This is a genomic window from Streptococcus sp. HMSC072D07, from assembly GCF_001814835.1.
Taxonomy (GTDB): domain Bacteria; phylum Bacillota; class Bacilli; order Lactobacillales; family Streptococcaceae; genus Streptococcus.
In genome coordinates this window covers 205,469-224,993 of record NZ_KV818036.1, presented here as the reverse complement: position 1 = coordinate 224,993, position 19,525 = coordinate 205,469, and the positions used below count along the sequence as shown (strand labels likewise).

The following is a 19,525-nucleotide window of genomic DNA, read 5'->3' as shown; positions in this document are numbered from 1 at the left end:
AGGCAAGGGGGAATAAAGATGGAAAAGCGACAAGATAGACGGTCTCAGGGCTCTCTTTATGGGGTGTGGAGAACTAGTGTGGATTTCTTTCGGAATTATAAATCCTGGACCAATGCCCAGTTTATTATTGTGTTATTGCTTGCAGTTGCCTTATCCATGGGGGGAAACTTATTAGTTCGAGCAGTACAAGGTAGTAAGGGAACGAGTCCTAGTAGTCAAACTCTTGATTCTGCAAGTACTTCCAGTCAATCCAAGGAAGATCAGTCTGGTGAAACAACGGCACGTATCATGGCAAATGGTGACCTTCTTTATCATATCCCTATCTACCGAACAGCTCTTAAAGAAGATGGGACCTATGATTTTCATGAAAATTTTGAGTATGTAAAACCCTGGCTCAAGCAAGCTGATTTAGTAATTGGTGACTTTGAAGGAACGGTGAACAAGGACCACTACTTGGCAGGTTATCCTCTTTTTAATGCTCCAGGAGAAGTCATGGATGCGATCAAGGATGCAGGCTACCAAGTTCTAGACTTGGCTCATAATCATATTTTGGATTCTCAAATTGAGGGAGTGGTTTCAACGGCTCAAGCTATTGAAAAGGCTGGAATGACACCCATCGGAGTCTACACGCATGAATCCCGAGACCAAGCACCTATAGTCATCAAGGAAGTCAATGGTATCAAGGTAGCTCTCCTGGCCTATTCCTACGGTTTTAATGGCATTGAGCAATATATCTCTCAAGAGGACTATAATCGCTATCTTTCTGACCTGAATGAAGATAAGATGAAGGCAGAAATCGAGCGTGCAGAGAAGGAGGCGGATATTACTGTCATCATGCCTCAGATGGGAATTGAGTATCAGCTAGAACCAACGGAAGAACAGAAAAAACTGTACCATAAAATGATTGACTGGGGAGCCGATATTATCTTTGGAGGGCATCCTCACGTCGTTGAACCTGCTGAAACAGTTGAAAAAGATGGTGACAAAAAACTGATTATCTATTCCATGGGAAATTTCCTCTCAAACCAGCGCATTGAAACCATGCAAGATGAGGAAAATGCCAAGTGGACGGAGCGCGGTGTTCTCATGGATGTGACCATTAAGAAAAAAGATGGCAAGACTAGGATTGAAACTGCCAAAGCGCATCCGACTTGGGTCAATCGAACACCCAAAGGGACTTACTCTCCAGAAGGCTATCCGCTCTTCCTCTATCAGACCTATATCCTAGAGGACTTCATCGAGGGAGGCAGTCACCGTGACAAGTTGGACGAGGCGACCAAGGAACGAATTGACACGGCCTATAAAGAAATGAATGAACATGTAGGGTTGAAGTGGTAGGCACTTGCCCTAAAGGAGACGAGATGACGATTAAATTGATTGCAACAGACATGGATGGAACCTTGCTAGACCCGAGGGGGCAGCTGGATTTGCCCCGCTTGGAAAAGCTTTTAGATCAGCTGGATCAAAGGGATATCCGTTTTGTCATTGCGACAGGGAATGAAGTTCACCGTATGAGGCAATTACTGGAGCACTTGGCGAGTAGAGTAGTTCTGGTAGTTGCCAATGGGGCGCGTATTTTTGAAAACAATAAACTGATTCAAGCGCAGATTTGGGATGATGCTACGGTTGACAAGGCTCTCCTTCATTTTAAAGGGAGAGAGTGCCGAGATCAGTTTGTTGTAACAGGTATGAAGGGTGGTTTTGTCAAGAAAGGGACTGTGTTTACAGACCTAGAAAAATTTATGACACCAGAGATGATTGAAAAATTCTATCAACGAATGAATTTTGTGGAAGACTTGCAAGCTGGCCTCTTCGGTGGAGTGTTAAAGATGAGCATGGTTGTTGGTGAAGAACGTTCTAGTTCAGTTTTGCAGGAAATTAATGATTTATTTGATGGTCGTGTAAGAGCTGTTTCTAGCGGTTATGGCTGTATCGATATCCTGCAGGCTGGGGTTCACAAGGCTTGGGGATTGGAAGAATTACTCAAGCGCTGGGATTTGACATCAGAACAAATCATGGCTTTTGGTGATAGCGAAAACGATATAGAAATGTTAGAGCTGGCTGGAATTGCCTATGCGATGGAAAATGCGGCTGATGAGGTCAAGGCAGTTGCGACTGCCCTGGCACCAGCCAACAGCCAGGCGGGTGTGTATCAAGTTCTAGAGAATTGGTTAGAGAAAGAGGGATAGGGTGGCAGTACAGTTATTAGAGAATTGGCTTTTAAAGGAGCAGAAAAAAATTCAAACCAAGTATCGTGAATTGAATCAAGTATCTGTTCTAGAGCCAGATATCATCTTTATTGGTGATTCGATAGTGGAGTATTACCCTCTTCAAGAGTTGTTTGGGGTTGCCAAGACGATTGTTAATCGTGGCATACGAGGCTATCAGACGAGATTGTTATTAGAGAATTTGGATGCCCATCTTTATGGTGATGCTGTCGATCAAATTGTTCTCCTAATAGGAACAAATGATATTGGAAAAGATATTCCCATGAATGAAGCCTTGGATAATCTTGAAGGTGTGATTCAATCGCTCAACCGAGATTATCCGCTGTCACAAATAAAGCTTGTTTCTATTCTGCCAGTCAATGAAGGAGAAGAATACAAGCAGACAGTATATATTCGTACCAATGAAAAGATCAGAGAATGGAATCAAGCCTATGAGGCTCTAGCATCCGCCTATATGCAGGTAGATTTTGTGCCGATTTATGATAGTTTGACAGATTCAGAAGGGCAACTTCAATCAACCTATACAACGGATGGCCTCCATCTAAGTGTAGCCGGTTATCAAGCATTATCAGATGCCTTGAAAACGTATCTGTTCTAAAGAATTGGCTTGATTTTGCATTTTTTTTGAAGATAGGTTATAATAGTTCTAACATCCTGGGGTCGTTACGGATTCGACAGGCATTATGAGGCATATTTTGCAACCCGTGTGGCGACGTAAACGCTCAGTTAAATATAACTGCAAAAAATAACACTTCTTACGCTCTAGCTGCCTAAAAACCAGCAGGCGTGACCTGATTTGGATTGCTCGTGTTCAATGACAGGTCTTATGATTAGCGAGATACGATCAAGCCTTGTCTAGTGGTTTGATAAGAGATTAATAGACTCGCAGTTCCTAGGCTTGAGTTATGTGTCGAGGGACTGTTAAAATAATACATAACCTATGGTTGTAGACAAATATGTTGGCAGGTGTTTGGACGTGGGTTCGACTCCCACCGGCTCCATTATGAACAGGTATACAGTAGATTTTTTCCAAATTATATCCTTTGTTGTATCCTTCGTTGTATCCTATTTATTCTAGTGTGTTAGTGGAGAATTACTCAAGAGGCTGAAGAGGACGGTTTGCTAAATCGTTAGGTCGGGTAACTGGCGCGGGGGTTCGAATCCCCCATTCTCCGTTAGATAAACCCAGTGTTTTTCTAAACAAATCTGCTTGGAGGTGGTCTCCAAGAGTAAATTTTCATAAAGAGGTGAAACATGAAAAAGATCAAGTTACTAAGTATCTTAGCACTTTCAACAGTTGTCTTGGGTGCATGTTCTGTATTTTCTAATCAGTCATCTGAAGCTTCTTCTGATAACAAGGAGAATACGGAACAAGTTGAGAAGAAGGATGAAGCAGCAGAAGTTAAAGAAAAAGTTACAAAAGATGCTGAAATTCTCTTAGACTCAGTTCTTACTAGCGACTCTGCTCGATTTAAGAAGATTTATGGCGACACTTATGAAAAATGGACTGAGGCCGTGTTTGCAGTTCAAACAAGTGAAAAAATCAAAGAAGAAGGGCTTTCACCTGCGTCTACTTACTCAGTACAATGGCACAAAGATTTCCCTGTAGAAACTCCAGAAGAAACCATTTCAGGTTTCTTGAAGATGAGACGTAGATTATATCAAGATATCGGTTCTTACACTGTTAAAGACGTGAAGGTTGATGAATCAGGAAATACAGCGACTGTTACTTTTAACTCTAAGAAGTTACACTCTAAAGGATTGGCTTCATCTACAAGGGAAGTTCTCACTACTCTTATTGGAGGTGTTGATAACCTAGGTAAATACAATCAAGCTGGTTCAAACGTTGACATCAAGCGTTACCAAACATTGGTTTCTTACTGGATTTTTGAGCATCTATTCAAGAAAGATTTCTCAACCTACAGTGACGTTGACCCTAACTTAGCTCATACACCTTTCACTACTGGTGATTTTGATACTGAAATCAAATTAACAAAGGATAAGGATGGAAACTGGCTGATTTCTCAAGAAGATTACCGTACTTTGGCGACAGAGTTGCTTGATGATACAGAAGGTTATGATAAAATTGTCCGTAAAAACTCAACTAAGTCTAATGATAAATCAACAGACAAGTCTTCAGATAAATCTTCAAACAAATCCACTGATAAATCAACAGACAAATCTTCAGATAAAAAAGATAAAAGCAATATCTAATCCTAAGATTTAAAAGAAAAACAAGTAGTCTTAATAAACTACTTGTTTTTTTATGAATTAGGATACAAAAATGTGGTGTGATAGTTAGAGTAACTCAGCCTTTCATTCCTATATATTGTTCTTAGAGCGATGAAAAAACTGCATTGAGGTGCAGTTTTTCTTTTTTCTACGGAAGACATGGGATTCGAACCCACGCACGCTATTACACGCCTACCGCGTTTCCAACACGGCCTCTTAAGCCTCTTGAGTAATCTTCCAATACTTACTCAAATAGTCTACCATAAAGCCACTTATCTTGCAATAAAAATTTTGGAAATAAGAAAAATGATAGAATTTGACAGAAAATGATAAAAAATGCTTGACTTTGGTAGAGAATGTGCTAGAATGAATAGTGTAAACGATAACAGGAGGTGGTTTGGTGTTAAAAACTGAGCGGAAGCAACTGATTTTAGAGGAGTTAAATCAACATCATGTAGTTTCCCTAGAAAAATTGGTTAGTCTATTAGAAACATCAGAATCGACAGTACGAAGAGATTTGGACGAGTTGGAGGCGGAAAACAAGCTTCGCCGTGTGCATGGTGGAGCAGAACTACCTCACTCCTTGCAGGAAGAAGAAACCATCCAAGAAAAATCTGTCAAAAACCTTCAAGAGAAGAAGTTACTGGCTCAAAAAGCAGCCTCTCTTATCAAGGAACAAGATGTTATCTTTATTGATGCTGGAACGACAACTGCTTTTTTAATCAAGGAATTGGTTAATAAGAATATTACAGTTGTAACTAACTCCATTCACCATGCGGTTCAGTTGGTTGAAAAACAGATTCCAACTGTCATGGTTGGAGGAAGTGTCAAAATGGCAACAGATGCATGTATCGGTGGTGTTGCTCTTAACCAAATCAATCAATTGCACTTTGACCGTGCCTTTATCGGGATGAATGGTGTGGACGATGGTTATTATACGACTCCTGATATGGAGGAGGGAGCCGTGAAGCGTGCTATCTTAGAGAATGCCAAACAAACCTATGTCTTGGTGGATTCATCAAAGATTGGTCAAACTTGCTTTGCAAAGGTAGCACCACTTAAACGCGCTATTGTCATCACAAGTCAAGGGCATGAGCTCTTGCAGGTTATTAAGAAGAAAACGGAGGTAATAGAAGTATGATTTATACAGTCACACTCAATCCATCCATTGACTATATCGTTCGCTTAGACAAAGTAGAAGTCGGTAGTGTCAATCGAATGGACAGTGATGATAAGTTTGCTGGTGGGAAAGGAATCAATGTTAGCCGTGTTTTGAAGCGCTTGGATATTCCTAATACTGCGACTGGATTTATCGGAGGATTTACTGGTAAATTTATCACAGATACTTTGGCAGAAGAGGAAATTGAGACACGTTTTGTTCAAGTAGCAGAAGATACTCGTATCAATGTTAAAATCAAAGCAGACCAAGAAACAGAAATCAACGGGACTGGTCCTAATGTTGAACCGGCTCAGCTAGAAGAATTGAAAGCTATCTTATCTAGTTTAACAGCAGAAGATACAGTGGTGTTTGCAGGTTCAAGTGCTAAGAATCTAGGTAATGTTATCTACAAAGATTTGATTGCCTTGACACGCCAGACTGGTGCGCAAGTGGTTTGTGACTTTGAAGGACAGACCTTGATTGATAGTTTGGACTACCAGCCACTTTTGGTTAAACCAAACAATCACGAACTTGGAGCTATCTTTGGAGTGAAACTCGAAAGTTTAGATGAAATCGAGAACTATGCTCGTCAGTTACTGGCCAAAGGTGCACAAAACGTCATCATCTCTATGGCTGGTGACGGTGCACTTCTTGTCACAGCTGAGGGAGCATACTTCGCTAAACCAATCAAGGGAACAGTCAAGAATTCAGTGGGAGCTGGTGACTCTATGGTCGCTGGATTTACCGGTGAATTTGTCAAATCTAAAGATGCAGTAGAAGCCTTCAAATGGGGAGTAGCTTGTGGAACAGCAACTACCTTCTCGGATGACTTGGCAACGGTGGAATTTATTAAAGAAACATATGAAAAAGTTGAGGTAGAAAAACGATGAAAATTCAAGACCTATTGAGAAAAGATGTCATGTTGCTGGATTTGCAGGCAACTGAAAAAACAGCTGTCATCGAAGAGATGATTCATAGCTTGGTAGATCACGGTTACGTGACGGATTTTGAAACCTTTAAAGAAGGAATTTTAGCGCGTGAAGCTCTCACTTCCACTGGTTTGGGTGACGGAATCGCTATGCCTCACAGTAAAAACTCTGCTGTCAAAGAAGCAACAGTTCTCTTTGCAAAGTCAAATAAGGGTGTTGACTATGAAAGTTTGGATGGGCAACCAACAGACCTCTTCTTCATGATTGCAGCTCCAGAAGGTGCCAATGATACTCACTTGGCAGCCTTGGCAGAATTGTCTCAATACTTGATGAAAGATGGTTTCGCTGACAAACTTCGTCAAGTAACATCTGCAGATCAAGTTATCGAACTCTTTGACCAAGCTTCAGAAAAAGCTGAGCAGCCTGTTCAAGCACCTGCCAATGAATCTGGCGACTTTATCGTAGCTGTTACAGCTTGTACGACAGGTATTGCCCACACTTACATGGCCCAAGAAGCCCTTCAAAAAGTGGCTGCCGAAATGGGTGTTGGGATCAAGGTTGAAACCAATGGTGCAAGCGGTGTTGGGAACCAACTAACTGCAGAGGACATCCGCAAGGCTAAAGCTGTTATCATCGCTGCTGACAAGGCTGTTGAGATGGATCGTTTCGATGGAAAACCTTTGGTTAACCGTCCAGTTGCAGACGGTATCCGTAAGACTGAAGAATTGATTAACTTGGCTCTTTCAGGAGATGCTGAAATCTACCGTGCTGTTAATGGAGCAAAAGCTGCAACAGCATCTAATGAAAAACAAAGTATCGGTGGTGCTTTCTACAAACACTTGATGAGTGGTGTATCTCAAATGTTACCATTCGTTATCGGTGGTGGTATCATGATTGCCCTTGCTTTCTTGATTGACGGTGCTTTTGGTGTGCCACAAGATAGTCTTGGCAACCTCGGATCCTACCATGAACTCGCTTCCATGTTCATGAAAATCGGAGGGGCTGCCTTTGGTTTGATGCTTCCAGTTTTTGCAGGATACGTAGCCTACTCTATCGCTGAAAAACCAGGTTTAGTAGCAGGTTTCGTGGCTGGTGCTATTGCTAAAGAAGGTTTTGCCTTTGGTAAAATCCCTTATGCTGCAGGAGGTGAAGCAACTTCAACTCTTGCAGGTGTCTCATCTGGTTTCCTAGGTGCCCTTGTTGGTGGATTTATCGCAGGTGCCTTGGTTCTCGCTATCAAGAAATACGTTAAAGTTCCTCGTTCACTTGAAGGTGCTAAATCTATCCTTATCCTACCGCTTTTCGGAACAATCTTGACAGGATTTGTCATGCTAGCTGTCAACATCCCAATGGCAAGAATCAACACCGATATGAATGCCTTCCTAGGCGGTCTTGGAGGAGGTTCAGCTGTTCTTCTTGGTATCGTTCTTGGTGGAATGATGGCTGTCGACATGGGTGGACCAGTCAACAAAGCTGCTTATGTCTTTGGTACAGGTACGCTTGCAGCGACTGTTTCTTCAGGTGGTTCTGTAGCTATGGCAGCAGTTATGGCTGGAGGAATGGTGCCACCACTTGCTATCTTTGTCGCAACCCTTCTTTTCAAAGATAAATTTACCAAAGAAGAACGCAACTCTGGTTTGACGAACATCATCATGGGCTTGTCATTTATCACTGAGGGAGCGATCCCATTTGGTGCCGCTGACCCAGCTCGTGCGATCCCAAGCTTTATCCTTGGTTCAGCAGTAGCAGGGGGACTCGTTGGTCTTGCAGGAATTAAACTCATGGCACCACACGGAGGAATCTTCGTCATCGCTCTTACTTCAAATGCCCTTCTTTACCTTGCCTTTGTATTGGTTGGTGCAATTGTAAGTGGTGTGGTTTATGGCTACCTACGCAAACCACAAGCATAAAAAGTATTAGAATAGAAAGATTGTTACCATTTGGTGCAATCTTTTTCTCTATTCGAAATGGCTGTGAAATATGGTATAATAAAAGAATGGCAAACAAGAATACTACAAAAACAAGACGGAGACCGTCTAAAGCAGAACTCGAAAGAAAACAGGCTATCCAGAGGATGTTGATTTCCTTAGGAATTGCCTTATTGTTGATTATTGCAGCCCTTAAACTCGGTGCAGCAGGTGTCACTCTTTACAATCTCATTCGACTGGTGGTCGGAAGTTTGGCCTATGTGGCTATAGGCGGCCTCCTCATCTATCTTTTTCTTTTTAAATGGATCCGCAAGCAAGAGGGACTTCTATCAGGATTTCTCTGTATCTTCGCTGGATTGCTCTTGATTTTTGAGGCCTACTTGGTATGGAAATTTGGCTTGGAGCAATCAGTTCTAAAAGGGACCTTGTCTCAAGTTATGACGGACCTGACTGGTATGCGGGTGACTAGCTTCGCCGGTGGAGGCTTGCTTGGTGTTGGACTCTATATCCCCATATCCTTTCTTTTCTCCAATATCGGTTCGTACTTTATTGGAGTTCTCTTGATTCTAGTTGGCGCACTCTTGGTTAGTCCCTGGTCTATTTATGATGTTGCTGCCTTTATTGGAGCTCAGTTCAGATCCTTCATGGAAAAACAGGAACAGAGAAAACAGGAACGCTTCATCAAGAGAGAAGAAGAGAAGGCTCGTCAAGAAGCTGAAGAAGCAGCCAGAATTCAGAGAGAACAAGAAGAACAGGATGCGCTGCCGCTTCCTCCTGTAGATCCTGAAACGGGAGAAATCTTATCTGAAGTACCAGACTACGATTTCCACCCAATTCCTGAGGAAGAATGGATCGAACCGGAGATTATCCTCCCTCAAACTGGTTTTGACGTTCCAGATGTGGAAGAGGATTTTGAGGATGAAGAGGTACAGGTTGATTTTTCTGCCAAGGAAGCCCTTGAATACAAGTTACCAAGCTTGCAACTCTTTGCGCCAGATAAACCCAAAGATCAGTCCAAGGAAAAGAAGATTGTTCGAGAAAATATCAAAATCCTAGAAGAAACCTTTGCTAGCTTTGGTATCAAGGTGACGGTGGAACGGGCTGAAATTGGGCCATCAGTTACCAAGTATGAAGTCAAGCCTGCAGTCGGTGTACGGGTTAACCGCATTTCCAATCTGGCAGACGACTTAGCGCTAGCTCTAGCAGCTAAGGATGTTCGGATAGAGGCTCCAATCCCTGGTAAATCCTTAGTCGGAATTGAGGTTCCTAACTCTGAGATTGCGACTGTTTCCTTCCGTGAACTCTGGGAACAGTCTCAGACTAAACCAGAAAATCTCCTCGAAATTCCTCTAGGTAAGGCTGTCAATGGAACTGCTCGCACCTTTGACCTTTCCAAGATGCCCCACCTACTCGTTGCAGGTTCGACGGGATCAGGGAAGTCAGTCGCAGTTAATGGTATTATCGCTAGCATTCTTATGAAAGCAAGACCCGACCAGGTCAAGTTTATGATGGTGGATCCAAAGATGGTTGAGTTATCTGTTTACAATGACATTCCTCACCTCTTGATTCCAGTTGTGACAAATCCACGCAAGGCCAGCAAGGCTCTGCAAAAGGTTGTGGATGAGATGGAAAATCGTTACGAACTCTTTGCTAAGGTTGGAGTACGAAATATCGCTGGTTACAATGCCAAGGTTGAGGAATTTAATAGCCAATCTGAGTACAAACAAGTACCGCTGCCTTTGATTGTTGTCATTGTGGATGAGTTGGCAGACCTCATGATGGTGGCTAGCAAGGAAGTGGAAGATGCCATCATTCGTCTTGGACAGAAGGCGCGTGCCGCAGGGATTCACATGATTCTCGCAACGCAACGTCCATCGGTTGATGTCATCTCTGGTCTCATTAAAGCCAATGTCCCATCTCGTGTGGCTTTTGCAGTTTCATCAGGTACAGATTCACGAACTATCTTGGATGAGAATGGAGCAGAAAAACTGCTCGGTCGAGGAGATATGCTCTTTAAACCAATTGATGAAAATCATCCAGTCCGTCTGCAAGGCTCCTTTATCTCGGATGATGATGTCGAACGCATCGTAAACTTCATCAAGGCTCAGGCGGATGCGGACTACGATGAGAGTTTTGACCCAGGAGATGTCCCTGAAAATGAAGGAGATCTCTCTGACGGAGAAGCTGGCGGCGATCCGCTTTTTGAAGAAGCCAAGGCTTTGGTTATCGAAACCCAGAAAGCTAGCGCTTCGATGATTCAGCGTCGTTTGTCAGTTGGATTTAATCGTGCGACCCGCCTGATGGAAGAACTCGAAATGGCAGGTGTCATCGGTCCAGCTGAGGGAACCAAACCACGAAAAGTATTGCAACAATAAAAAAATAGCTTCTTTCCAAATTTGGAAAGAAGCTATTTTGGTGATTACTGGTTCGTTTTAGTTTCAGAACTCGTCGTATTTGACTGTGTTCCATTATCGCTTGTTTCTTTATTTGTAGCTGGTGTAGAAGAGTCCTGAGTTGTTGTTTTCTGCTCTTCTTTTTTCTCCTCTTTTTTATTGGATTGAGAAGTTTCTTCTTGCGTGGTATTTTCTTTAGTGGAAGTGTTGTCCCTGTTAGGTGTAGTATTTTCCTGAGGGGATTCCTTTTGAATCTCCTTGACAACAGTTGTTTGGGTTGTGGTCGGTTCTTTCTTGTTGTTTTTGTTATTATCCATGGCGTTCATGATGGTGATAGTAGCGGTGATGAGGCCAAGGATACTACCGATGGTAGCAATCGTTTTTTGAAAAACAGTAAATCCCTTTTTGATGTGTTCTGTTTTTGGTTTTGAAGTTCTACGATAGTTAGACATGATACTCTCCTTTGATTATGATTTATTATACCTCATTTCTTTAAAAAAATCTTAAAAAAAGAGAAAACTCCCTTTCTTGTCGCAGGTCTCTTTTCGTGATACAATAGAAGGAGTGATTTTAGAAAGCGTGAGAAAACATGATCTACTTTGATAATTCGGCAACGACCAAGCCTTATCCTGAAGCACTTGAGACCTATATGCAGGTTGCTTCAAAAATTGTAGGAAATCCATCTAGCCTCCATCGTTTGGGAGATCAGGCAACACGAATTTTAGATGCTTCCCGGCAGCAAATTGCAGATTTGATTGGGAAGAAGAGTGATGAAATCTTCTTTACCTCAGGTGGTACAGAAGGAGATAACTGGGTCATCAAGGGGGTGGCCTTTGAAAAAGCCCAGTTTGGCAAGCACATCATTGTGTCAGCCATTGAACATCCAGCAGTCAAGGAGTCAGCCCTATGGCTGAAAAGTCAAGGTTTTGAGGTGGATTTTGCTCCAGTTGATGAGAAAGGATTTGTGGATGTTGAAGCATTAGCAGATTTGATACGTCCTGATACGACTCTCGTCTCCATCATGGCAGTTAACAACGAAATCGGCTCTATCCAGCCTATTGAGGCTATCTCAAAACTCTTGGCAGACAAGCCAACGATTTCCTTCCATGTTGATGCGGTTCAGGCGCTTGCTAAGATTCCGACTGAAAAATATCTAACAGAACGAGTGAATTTTGCGACCTTCTCAAGTCATAAGTTTCATGGTGTCCGAGGTGTTGGATTTATCTATATCAAGTCTGGTAAGAAGATTACGCCTCTTTTAACTGGTGGTGGTCAGGAGCGAGACTATCGTTCGACAACTGAAAATGTGGCAGGGATTGCAGCGACAGCCAAAGCTCTCCGTTTATCTATGGAAAAGTTAGCTGTCTTTGCTAGTAAGACAGGGCAGATGAAGGCAGTCATTCGTCAAGCCCTTCTGGATTATCCAGATATTTTTGTCTTTTCAGATGAGGCAGACTTTGCCCCTCATATCCTGACTTTTGGGATTAAAGGTGTTCGTGGTGAAGTCATCGTTCACGCCTTTGAAGACTATGATATTTTCATTTCCACAACCTCTGCTTGTTCGTCCAAGGCAGGAAAACCTGCGGGGACCTTGATTGCCATGGGAGTGGACAAAGATAAGGCCCAGTCAGCTGTGCGTCTAAGCCTAGATCTGGAAAATGATATGAGTCAAGTCGAGCAGTTTTTGACCAAGTTAAAATTAATTTACAATCAAACTAGAAAAGTAAGATAGGAGCATTTATGCAGTATTCAGAAATTATGATTCGTTACGGAGAATTGTCAACCAAGCACAAAAATCGTATGCGTTTCATCAATAAACTTCGCAATAATATTTCAGACGTTTTGTCTATCTATCCTCAAGTTAAGGTAACCGCAGATCGCGACCGTGCCCACGCTTACCTGAATGGAGCTGATTATACAGCAGTATCAGAATCACTCAAACAAGTCTTTGGAATTCAAAACTTTTCTCCTGTATATAAGGTTGAAAAATCAGTGGACGTTCTGAAATCTTCTGTCCAAAAGATTATGAAGGAAATCTACAAGGAAGGGATGACCTTTAAAATCACTAGTAAGCGTAGCGACCACAACTTTGAATTAGATAGTCGTGAACTCAATCAAACTCTTGGTGGTGCTGTTTTCGAGGCTATTCCAAACGTACAAGCTCAGATGAAAAATCCAGATATTAATCTTCAGGTTGAGATTCGTGAAGAGGCTGCCTATCTTTCCTATGAAACTTTTCGTGGAGCAGGAGGATTACCTGTGGGAAGTTCTGGTAAAGGTATGCTCATGTTATCAGGAGGGATTGACTCACCTGTAGCAGGTTATCTAGCTCTTAAACGTGGTGTAGATATTGAAGCCGTCCACTTTGCCAGCCCGCCATATACTAGTCCTGGCGCCCTCAAGAAAGCCCACGATTTGACTCGGAAATTGACCAAGTTTGGTGGCAATATCCAGTTTATCGAGGTGCCTTTCACTGAGATTCAAGAGGAAATCAAGGCTAAAGCGCCAGAAGCCTACCTCATGACCTTGACGCGTCGTTTTATGATGCGGATTACCGACCGTATTCGAGAGGTGAGAAATGGTTTAGTTATCATCAATGGGGAAAGTCTTGGTCAAGTAGCGAGCCAGACCTTGGAAAGTATGCAGACTATCAACGCTGTGACTAGCACTCCCATCATTCGTCCCGTGGTTACGATGGACAAGTTGGAAATCATTGACATCGCGCAGGAAATCGATACCTTTGAAATTTCAATCCAGCCTTTTGAAGACTGCTGTACTATTTTTGCGCCTGATCGTCCCAAGACAAATCCTAAGATAGAGAATGCAGAGCAGTATGAAAAACGCATGGATGTTGAAGGCTTGGTTGAGCGAGCCGTGGCAGGTATCATGATTACTGAAATCACTCCCCAGGTTGAAAAAGATGCTGTCGATGAGTTAATTGACAATCTCCTCTAATCAGAAAACCCAGAAGAATTCAGAAAAACAAATGAAAAAAGTTAGTTATTTATCCTTTAAATGGACAATTACTGACTTTTTTTCTATTTTTATGGTATAATAAGATAAAATTTTGAATATAGAGAGTTTTCTGACAATGAATCATTCCTACTTTTACTTAAAAATGAAAGAACACAAACTCAAGGTTCCTTATACAGGAAAAGAGCGTCGTGTGCGTGTGCTCCTGCCAAAGGACTACGAGAAAGACACAGACCGTTTTTACCCTGTTGTTTACTTTCATGATGGGCAAAATGTCTTTTACAGCAAGGAGTCTTATATCGGACACTCTTGGAAGATTATTCCAGCCATTAAACGAAATCCAGACATCAGCCGCATGATTGTCGTTGCCATAGATAATGATGGCATGGGACGGATGAATGAGTATGCGGCTTGGAAATTTCAAGAATCTCCTATCCCAGGCCAGCAGTTTGGCGGTAAGGGTGTGGAGTATGCCGAGTTTGTCATGGAGGTGGTCAAGCCTTTTATCGATGAAACCTATCGTACCAAAGCTGATCGCCAGCACACGGCTATGATTGGTTCGTCACTAGGAGGCAATATTACCCAGTTTATCGGACTGGAATACCAAGATCGAATTGGTTGTCTGGGTGTCTTCTCATCTGCCAACTGGCTTCACCAAGAAGCCTTTAACCGCTATATCGAGCGCAAGAAATTGTCGCCTGAACAGCGCATTTTCATCTATGTAGGAACAGAAGAAGCAGATGATACGGACAAGACCTTGATGGCTGGCAATATCAAACAAGCCTATATCGACTCGTCGCTTCGCTATTACCGTGATTTGATTGCAGGTGGAGTAGGCTTGGATAATCTAGTCTTGAAAGTTCAGTCTGGTGCTATCCATAGTGAAATACCTTGGTCGGAAAATTTACCAGACTGTCTTCGATTTTTTGCAGAGAAATGGTAAGTTAAGAAAGGAGAAAGCCAATGCATATTGAAAACCTCAGCCACTGGAGTGGCAATCTCAACCGTGAAATGTATCTCAACCGTTATGGACATGCTGGGATTCCAGTTGTTGTTTTTGCTTCATCTGGTGGCAGTCACAACGAATACTATGATTTTGGCATGATTGACGCCTGTGCTTCCTTTATCGAGGAGGGCCGCGTCCAGTTCTTTACGCTATCCAGTGTGGACAGTGAGAGCTGGCTAGCCACTTGGAAAAATGGTCATGACCAGGCGGAGATGCACCGCGCCTACGAACGCTATGTGATTGAGGAGGCCATTCCTTTCATCAAGCACAAGACAGGTTGGTTTGATGGCATGATGACGACAGGTTGCTCGATGGGGGCCTATCATGCACTCAATTTCTTTCTTCAGCATCCAGATGTCTTTACCAAGGTGATTGCCCTCAGTGGTGTTTACGACGCACGTTTCTTCGTTGGCGATTACTACAACGACGATGCAATTTACCAAAACTCACCAGTAGATTATATCTGGAATCAAAACGACGGCTGGTTTATTGATCGTTACCGTCAGGCAGAAATCGTCGTCTGTACGGGACTTGGTGCCTGGGAACAAGACGGTCTACCATCTTTCTACAAGCTTAAAGAAGCCTTTGACCAGAAACAAATTCCAGCCTGGTTTGCTGAATGGGGACACGATGTCGCCCACGACTGGGAATGGTGGCGTAAACAAATGCCCTATTTTCTTGGACACCTGTATCTATAAAAGGAGTTGCCTATGAATTACCTTGTTATTTCTCCCTACTATCCGCAAAACTTTCAACAGTTTACCATCGAGCTAGCTAATAAAGGCATCACAGTCTTGGGGATTGGTCAAGAACCTTACGAACAACTAGATGAACCTTTGCGCAATAGCATGACCGAGTATTTCCGTGTGGACAATCTTGAGAACATAGACGAAGTCAAACGTGCTGTTGCCTTTCTGTTCTACAAGCATGGACCAATCGACCGCATCGAGTCCCACAATGAATACTGGCTTGAGCTGGACGCAACACTTCGTGAGCAATTTAATGTCTTTGGTGCCAAACCAGAGGATCTCAAAAAGACCAAATATAAGTCTGAGATGAAGAAACTTTTCAAAAAAGCAGGTGTCCCTGTGGTACCTGGTGCTGTTATCCATACGGAAGCAGATGTGGATAAAGCAGTGACCGAAATCGGTCTACCAATGATTGCCAAACCTGATAATGGAGTGGGAGCGGCAGCAACCTTTAAGCTTGAGACAGAAGACGATGTAAATCACTTTAAGGCTGAATGGGACCATTCAACCGTTTATTTCTTTGAAAAATTTGTCACTTCTAGCGAAATCTGTACCTTTGACGGGCTTGTGGACAAAGATGGCAACATCGTCTTTTCAACGACTTTCGACTACGCCCATACACCACTTGATCTCATGATTTATAAGATGGACAATTCCTACTATGTGCTTAAGGATATGGATCCCAAACTGCGCAAGTATGGCGAGGCCATTGTCAAAGAATTTGGTATGAAAGAACGCTTTTTCCATATCGAGTTTTTCCGTGACGGGGATGACTACATTGCCATTGAGTACAATAACCGTCCTGCAGGTGGCTTTACCATTGATGTTTATAACTTCGCCCATTCCTTGGACCTCTACCGAGGCTATGCGGCGATTGTCGCAGGAGAAGAGTTCCCAGAATCAGAATTTGAACCTCAATACTGTCTAGCTACATCACGTCGTGCCAATGCAAACTATGTCTATTCAGAAGAGGACCTTCTTGCCAAATACAGCCAGCAATTCAAGGTCAAAAAAATCATGCCAGCAGCCTTTGCAGAGCTACAAGGGGACTACCTTTATATGTTGACTACTCCGAGTCGCCAAGAGATGGAGCAGATGATTGCAGATTTTGGTCAACGTCAAGAATAACGATTAGGACAAAAGGAGTTTGACTTCTTTTGTCCTTTTCTTAAAGATAAGTTAAATAAAGCGTTTTCCATAGATTCTTTTAGAAAAGATATTGCTAAAAGGCCTAAAAATTGATAGAATAAGGATTGTCTAAAAAAATTTAAGGAGAATCTATCAAATGGATTTTACATGGGCTATTAAATATGCCACAGAATTCTTGGGAACTGCTATTTTGATCATTCTTGGTAATGGTGCAGTTGCTAACGTTGAACTTAAAGGTACGAAAGGTCACCAAAGTGGCTGGCTCGTTATCGCGGTTGGTTATGGTATGGGGGTAATGATCCCAGCTTTGATGTTTGGTAATGTATCTGGTAACCACATCAACCCAGCTTTCACTCTTGGACTTGCTGTTAGTGGCCTTTTCTCTTGGGAGCAAGTACCATATTACATCCTAGCACAAGTTTTGGGAGCAATCTTTGGTCAAGCTTTGGTTGTAGCGACTCACCGTCCTTACTACTTGAAGACAGAGAATCCTAACAATATCTTGGGTACCTTCTCAACAATTTCAAGCATCGACCACGGTACAAAAGAATCACGTTTTGCAGCTACTGTTAACGGTTTCCTCAATGAGTTTGTAGGTTCATTTGTTCTTTTCTTTGCAGCACTTGGTTTGACTAAAAACTTCTTTGGTGCTGAGGTTCTTCAATACATGAAACAAATGGCTACTCAAGCTGGACAAACTGTTGATTTAAGTGAATTGGCAGTGAAAGCTCAAGTAGCTCCACATACAGCTGCTGGGATCTCAGTTGCGCACTTGGCACTTGGTTTCCTAGTGATGGCCTTGGTAACTTCACTTGGTGGACCTACTGGACCTGGTTTGAACCCAGCTCGTGACTTCGGACCACGTCTTCTTCACGAACTCCTTCCAAAATCAGTCCTTGGTCAACACAAGGGTGATTCAAAATGGTGGTATGCATGGGTTCCGGTTGTAGCTCCAATTTTAGCGGGTATTGCAGCAGTAGCACTATTCAAACTACTTTACCTATAAGAAATGAAACTGGGGAATCCCAGTTTTTTTGTTATAAAATTTCTAAATAAAATAGATATGGCTTGTAAAATATTCGAAAATCCTTTAAAATAAAAGAGTTGGAGGAATATATGAATGTGAATGAGATTGTTCGGATCGTTCCGACTTTGAAAGTTAATAATCGAAAATTAAATGAAAAATTTTACATTGAAACCCTGGGGATGAAACCTTTGCTGGAAGAGTCTGCCTTTATTTCTCTAGGTGATCAGACAGCTACGGAGAGATTGATTTTAGAAGAGGCTCCAAGCATGCGAACACGCAGAGTTGAAGGACTTAAGAAGCTAGCTAGACTCTTGATAAAGGTTGAAAATCCTTCTGAAATCGAGGCCCTTCTTTCTCAAATGAAGTCTCTTCCTCGTCTATTTAAAGGAAAACGTGGGTATGCTTTTGAGATTGTTTCTCCTGAAGAGGATGTGATCCTTGTTCATGCAGAAAATGATATAAGAGATCTGGTACCACTGGAAACCGCTCCTGAATTTTATTCAAATACAAGTATAAAATACTTGAGCCAATTTGAGGTTTCTATGGAGTTGCGTTTGCCTGAAGGGACAGAGAGTTTACTTGATCCCGAAGGAGTAGCGCCAGCAATTACCTTTACTAAAGGGCAAGGACCAGATTTGGCTGTTGAAAACAATGTCACTTGGGACCTGACGATGTTAAAATTTTTAGTCAAGAATTTTGATCTAACCAGTCTTCGTCAGAAATTTGAAAAGACAGGCTACTTTGTCCCTAAGTCTGAAAAATTCTTCCTCGGTAAAGATACCAATAACATTGAATTGTGGTTTGAAGAAGCATGAAGTGGGAAAAAATTCTAAGAAAAATAGAAAATCAAATTGAGGCAGGGATTTATCCCGGGGCCTCTTTTGCGTATTATAAGGATGGTGAATGGAAAGAGTCTTATCTAGGATTGAGTGATCCAGAAAGAGACTTGAAGACAGAAAGTGGTTTGGTTTATGATCTAGCCAGTGTGAGTAAGGTCGTGGGAGTGGGGACGGTTTTGACCTTCTTGTGGCAGCAGGGCACATTAGATATTGATCGACCGGTAACGGATTTTTTACCGGAGTGTGATTATCCTGATATCACTATACGGCAGCTTCTGACCCATGCCACAGACTTGGACCCCTTTATTCCCAATCGAGACAAGTTAAGTGCAGAGGAATTAAGAGAAGCCATGTTTCACCTCAACAGACGAAATCAGCCAGCCTTCCTATACTCGGACGTTCACTTTTTACTCTTGGGCTTTCTTTTGGAAAAAATCTTTAACCAAGACTTGGATCAGATTATAGAAGAACAAGTTTTGGAAGCATGGGGAATGAAGGAGACCAAGTTCGGTCCCGTTGAGCAAGCTGTCCCAACAGTGAGAGGGGTGGAGGCCGGAATCATTCATGATCCCAAAGCTCGTCTATTAGGGAAACACGCTGGAAGTGCTGGTTTGTTTTCGACTGTTAAGGATTTGCAGATCTTTCTGGAACATTACTTGAAAGATGATTTTGCTGCAGAATTGAGCCGAAATTTTTCTCCTTTAGATGATAAGGAGCGTTCGCTAGCTTGGAACCTGGAGGGCGCCTGGCTCGACCATTCGGGCTATACTGGTACCTTTATCATGTGGAATCGAGAGAAACAAGAAGCTACTATCTTTTTATCCAATCGAACGTATGAGAAGGATGAGCGTACCCAGTGGATAGTTGACCGAAACCAAGTCATGGAAATGATTCGTCAAGAGGAGTAGGGGGA

17 protein-coding genes, 2 tRNA genes and 1 other RNA gene are annotated in these 19,525 nt (G+C 42.5%); 18 read left to right on the top strand and 2 right to left on the bottom strand.

Going from position 1 to position 19,525, the window contains the following annotated elements; genetic code table 11:
- The first annotated feature begins 18 nt into the window (after positions 1–18).
- From HMPREF2991_RS10560 to HMPREF2991_RS01900, 6 genes are all read left to right on the top strand, one after another.
- Positions 19–1,338: a CapA family protein gene (locus tag HMPREF2991_RS10560; protein WP_083303898.1), complete on the top strand. Its 1,320-nt coding sequence runs from the start codon at positions 19–21 to the stop codon at positions 1,336–1,338.
- A 23-nt stretch (positions 1,339–1,361) separates the two neighbouring features.
- On the top strand, positions 1,362–2,189 hold the full coding sequence (locus HMPREF2991_RS01920) for a Cof-type HAD-IIB family hydrolase (protein WP_070568974.1): 828 nt from the start codon (positions 1,362–1,364) through the stop codon (positions 2,187–2,189).
- A 1-nt stretch (position 2,190) separates the two neighbouring features.
- The gene (locus HMPREF2991_RS01915) at positions 2,191–2,826 is read left to right on the top strand and encodes an SGNH/GDSL hydrolase family protein (protein ID WP_070568972.1); all 636 of its coding nucleotides are present in this window, start codon (positions 2,191–2,193) and stop codon (positions 2,824–2,826) included.
- Positions 2,827–2,884: 58 nt separating this feature from the next.
- Positions 2,885–3,232, top strand: a transfer-messenger RNA (tmRNA) gene (gene ssrA / locus HMPREF2991_RS01910).
- Between the two features lie 83 nt (positions 3,233–3,315).
- Positions 3,316–3,403 (top strand) — tRNA-Ser (locus HMPREF2991_RS01905).
- A gap of 79 nt (positions 3,404–3,482) precedes the next feature.
- Positions 3,483–4,442, top strand: a complete 960-nt coding sequence (locus HMPREF2991_RS01900) for a hypothetical protein (protein ID WP_000721422.1) — start codon at positions 3,483–3,485, stop codon at positions 4,440–4,442.
- Between the two features lie 169 nt (positions 4,443–4,611).
- Here HMPREF2991_RS01900 and HMPREF2991_RS01895 read toward each other — a convergent pair.
- A tRNA-Ser gene (locus tag HMPREF2991_RS01895) sits at positions 4,612–4,699 on the bottom strand.
- Positions 4,700–4,860: 161 nt separating this feature from the next.
- Between HMPREF2991_RS01895 and HMPREF2991_RS01890 the strand changes: the two genes are divergently transcribed.
- The 4 genes from HMPREF2991_RS01890 (at position 4,861) to HMPREF2991_RS01875 (ending at position 10,851) form a co-directional block, all read left to right on the top strand.
- On the top strand, positions 4,861–5,601 hold the full coding sequence (locus HMPREF2991_RS01890) for a DeoR/GlpR family DNA-binding transcription regulator (RefSeq protein WP_000920661.1): 741 nt from the start codon (positions 4,861–4,863) through the stop codon (positions 5,599–5,601).
- Complete coding sequence (gene pfkB, locus HMPREF2991_RS01885) at positions 5,598–6,509, top strand: 1-phosphofructokinase (protein ID WP_070568970.1); 912 nt, start codon at positions 5,598–5,600, stop codon at positions 6,507–6,509. Before HMPREF2991_RS01890 ends, pfkB begins: the two co-directional genes overlap by 4 nt.
- Positions 6,506–8,458, top strand: a complete 1,953-nt coding sequence (locus HMPREF2991_RS01880) for a PTS fructose transporter subunit IIABC (RefSeq protein ID WP_070568968.1) — start codon at positions 6,506–6,508, stop codon at positions 8,456–8,458. The genes pfkB and HMPREF2991_RS01880 overlap by 4 nt, the downstream gene beginning before the upstream one ends.
- 86 nt (positions 8,459–8,544) lie before the next feature.
- Positions 8,545–10,851, top strand: coding sequence for a DNA translocase FtsK (locus HMPREF2991_RS01875; RefSeq protein WP_083303897.1), 2,307 nt, complete (start codon positions 8,545–8,547; stop codon positions 10,849–10,851).
- Positions 10,852–10,895: 44 nt separating this feature from the next.
- Here the strand turns inward: HMPREF2991_RS01875 and HMPREF2991_RS01870 are convergent, their stop codons facing one another.
- Positions 10,896–11,321, bottom strand: coding sequence for a DUF6556 family protein (locus tag HMPREF2991_RS01870; RefSeq protein ID WP_000073918.1), 426 nt, complete (start codon positions 11,319–11,321; stop codon positions 10,896–10,898).
- A gap of 137 nt (positions 11,322–11,458) precedes the next feature.
- On the opposite strand from HMPREF2991_RS01870, the gene HMPREF2991_RS01865 reads away from it, so the two are divergent.
- From HMPREF2991_RS01865 to HMPREF2991_RS01830, 8 genes are all read left to right on the top strand, one after another.
- Positions 11,459–12,601 carry a cysteine desulfurase family protein gene (locus HMPREF2991_RS01865; RefSeq protein WP_070683320.1) on the top strand — a complete coding sequence of 381 codons (1,143 nt, stop codon included), beginning with the start codon at positions 11,459–11,461 and terminating at the stop codon, positions 12,599–12,601.
- A gap of 8 nt (positions 12,602–12,609) precedes the next feature.
- Positions 12,610–13,824: a tRNA uracil 4-sulfurtransferase ThiI gene (gene thiI, locus HMPREF2991_RS01860; protein WP_070568959.1), complete on the top strand. Its 1,215-nt coding sequence runs from the start codon at positions 12,610–12,612 to the stop codon at positions 13,822–13,824.
- Between the two features lie 136 nt (positions 13,825–13,960).
- On the top strand, positions 13,961–14,785 hold the full coding sequence (locus HMPREF2991_RS01855) for an alpha/beta hydrolase (protein ID WP_001016816.1): 825 nt from the start codon (positions 13,961–13,963) through the stop codon (positions 14,783–14,785).
- Positions 14,786–14,805: 20 nt separating this feature from the next.
- Positions 14,806–15,546, top strand: coding sequence for an esterase family protein (locus tag HMPREF2991_RS01850; RefSeq protein ID WP_000546816.1), 741 nt, complete (start codon positions 14,806–14,808; stop codon positions 15,544–15,546).
- A 12-nt stretch (positions 15,547–15,558) separates the two neighbouring features.
- Positions 15,559–16,725 carry an ATP-grasp domain-containing protein gene (locus HMPREF2991_RS01845; protein ID WP_070568956.1) on the top strand — a complete coding sequence of 389 codons (1,167 nt, stop codon included), beginning with the start codon at positions 15,559–15,561 and terminating at the stop codon, positions 16,723–16,725.
- Positions 16,726–16,882: 157 nt separating this feature from the next.
- Complete coding sequence (gla, locus tag HMPREF2991_RS01840) at positions 16,883–17,752, top strand: aquaglyceroporin Gla (RefSeq protein WP_049490782.1); 870 nt, start codon at positions 16,883–16,885, stop codon at positions 17,750–17,752.
- Between the two features lie 110 nt (positions 17,753–17,862).
- A complete protein-coding gene (locus HMPREF2991_RS01835) occupies positions 17,863–18,588 on the top strand; it encodes a CppA N-terminal domain-containing protein (protein WP_070683318.1) in 726 nt (241 codons plus the stop codon).
- Complete coding sequence (locus tag HMPREF2991_RS01830; protein ID WP_070683316.1) at positions 18,585–19,520, top strand: serine hydrolase domain-containing protein; 936 nt, start codon at positions 18,585–18,587, stop codon at positions 19,518–19,520. Before HMPREF2991_RS01835 ends, HMPREF2991_RS01830 begins: the two co-directional genes overlap by 4 nt.
- The last annotated feature ends 5 nt before the right edge of the window (positions 19,521–19,525 follow it).

What these genes read in the sequence shown, in the direction of transcription:
- HMPREF2991_RS10560 (WP_083303898.1), top strand. Translation starts at nt 19, where the DNA reads ATGGAAAAGCGACAAGATAGACGGTCTCAGGGCTCTCTTTATGGGGTG.
- HMPREF2991_RS01920 (WP_070568974.1), top strand. Translation starts at nt 1,362, where the DNA reads ATGACGATTAAATTGATTGCAACAGACATGGATGGAACCTTGCTAGAC.
- HMPREF2991_RS01900 (WP_000721422.1), top strand. Translation starts at nt 3,483, where the DNA reads ATGAAAAAGATCAAGTTACTAAGTATCTTAGCACTTTCAACAGTTGTC.
- pfkB (WP_070568970.1), top strand. Translation starts at nt 5,598, where the DNA reads ATGATTTATACAGTCACACTCAATCCATCCATTGACTATATCGTTCGC.
- HMPREF2991_RS01880 (WP_070568968.1), top strand. Translation starts at nt 6,506, where the DNA reads ATGAAAATTCAAGACCTATTGAGAAAAGATGTCATGTTGCTGGATTTG.
- HMPREF2991_RS01875 (WP_083303897.1), top strand. Translation starts at nt 8,545, where the DNA reads ATGGCAAACAAGAATACTACAAAAACAAGACGGAGACCGTCTAAAGCA.
- HMPREF2991_RS01870 (WP_000073918.1), bottom strand. Translation starts at nt 11,321, where the DNA reads ATGTCTAACTATCGTAGAACTTCAAAACCAAAAACAGAACACATCAAA.
- HMPREF2991_RS01865 (WP_070683320.1), top strand. Translation starts at nt 11,459, where the DNA reads ATGATCTACTTTGATAATTCGGCAACGACCAAGCCTTATCCTGAAGCA.
- thiI (WP_070568959.1), top strand. Translation starts at nt 12,610, where the DNA reads ATGCAGTATTCAGAAATTATGATTCGTTACGGAGAATTGTCAACCAAG.
- HMPREF2991_RS01855 (WP_001016816.1), top strand. Translation starts at nt 13,961, where the DNA reads ATGAATCATTCCTACTTTTACTTAAAAATGAAAGAACACAAACTCAAG.
- HMPREF2991_RS01850 (WP_000546816.1), top strand. Translation starts at nt 14,806, where the DNA reads ATGCATATTGAAAACCTCAGCCACTGGAGTGGCAATCTCAACCGTGAA.
- HMPREF2991_RS01845 (WP_070568956.1), top strand. Translation starts at nt 15,559, where the DNA reads ATGAATTACCTTGTTATTTCTCCCTACTATCCGCAAAACTTTCAACAG.
- gla (WP_049490782.1), top strand. Translation starts at nt 16,883, where the DNA reads ATGGATTTTACATGGGCTATTAAATATGCCACAGAATTCTTGGGAACT.
- HMPREF2991_RS01835 (WP_070683318.1), top strand. Translation starts at nt 17,863, where the DNA reads ATGAATGTGAATGAGATTGTTCGGATCGTTCCGACTTTGAAAGTTAAT.
- HMPREF2991_RS01830 (WP_070683316.1), top strand. Translation starts at nt 18,585, where the DNA reads ATGAAGTGGGAAAAAATTCTAAGAAAAATAGAAAATCAAATTGAGGCA.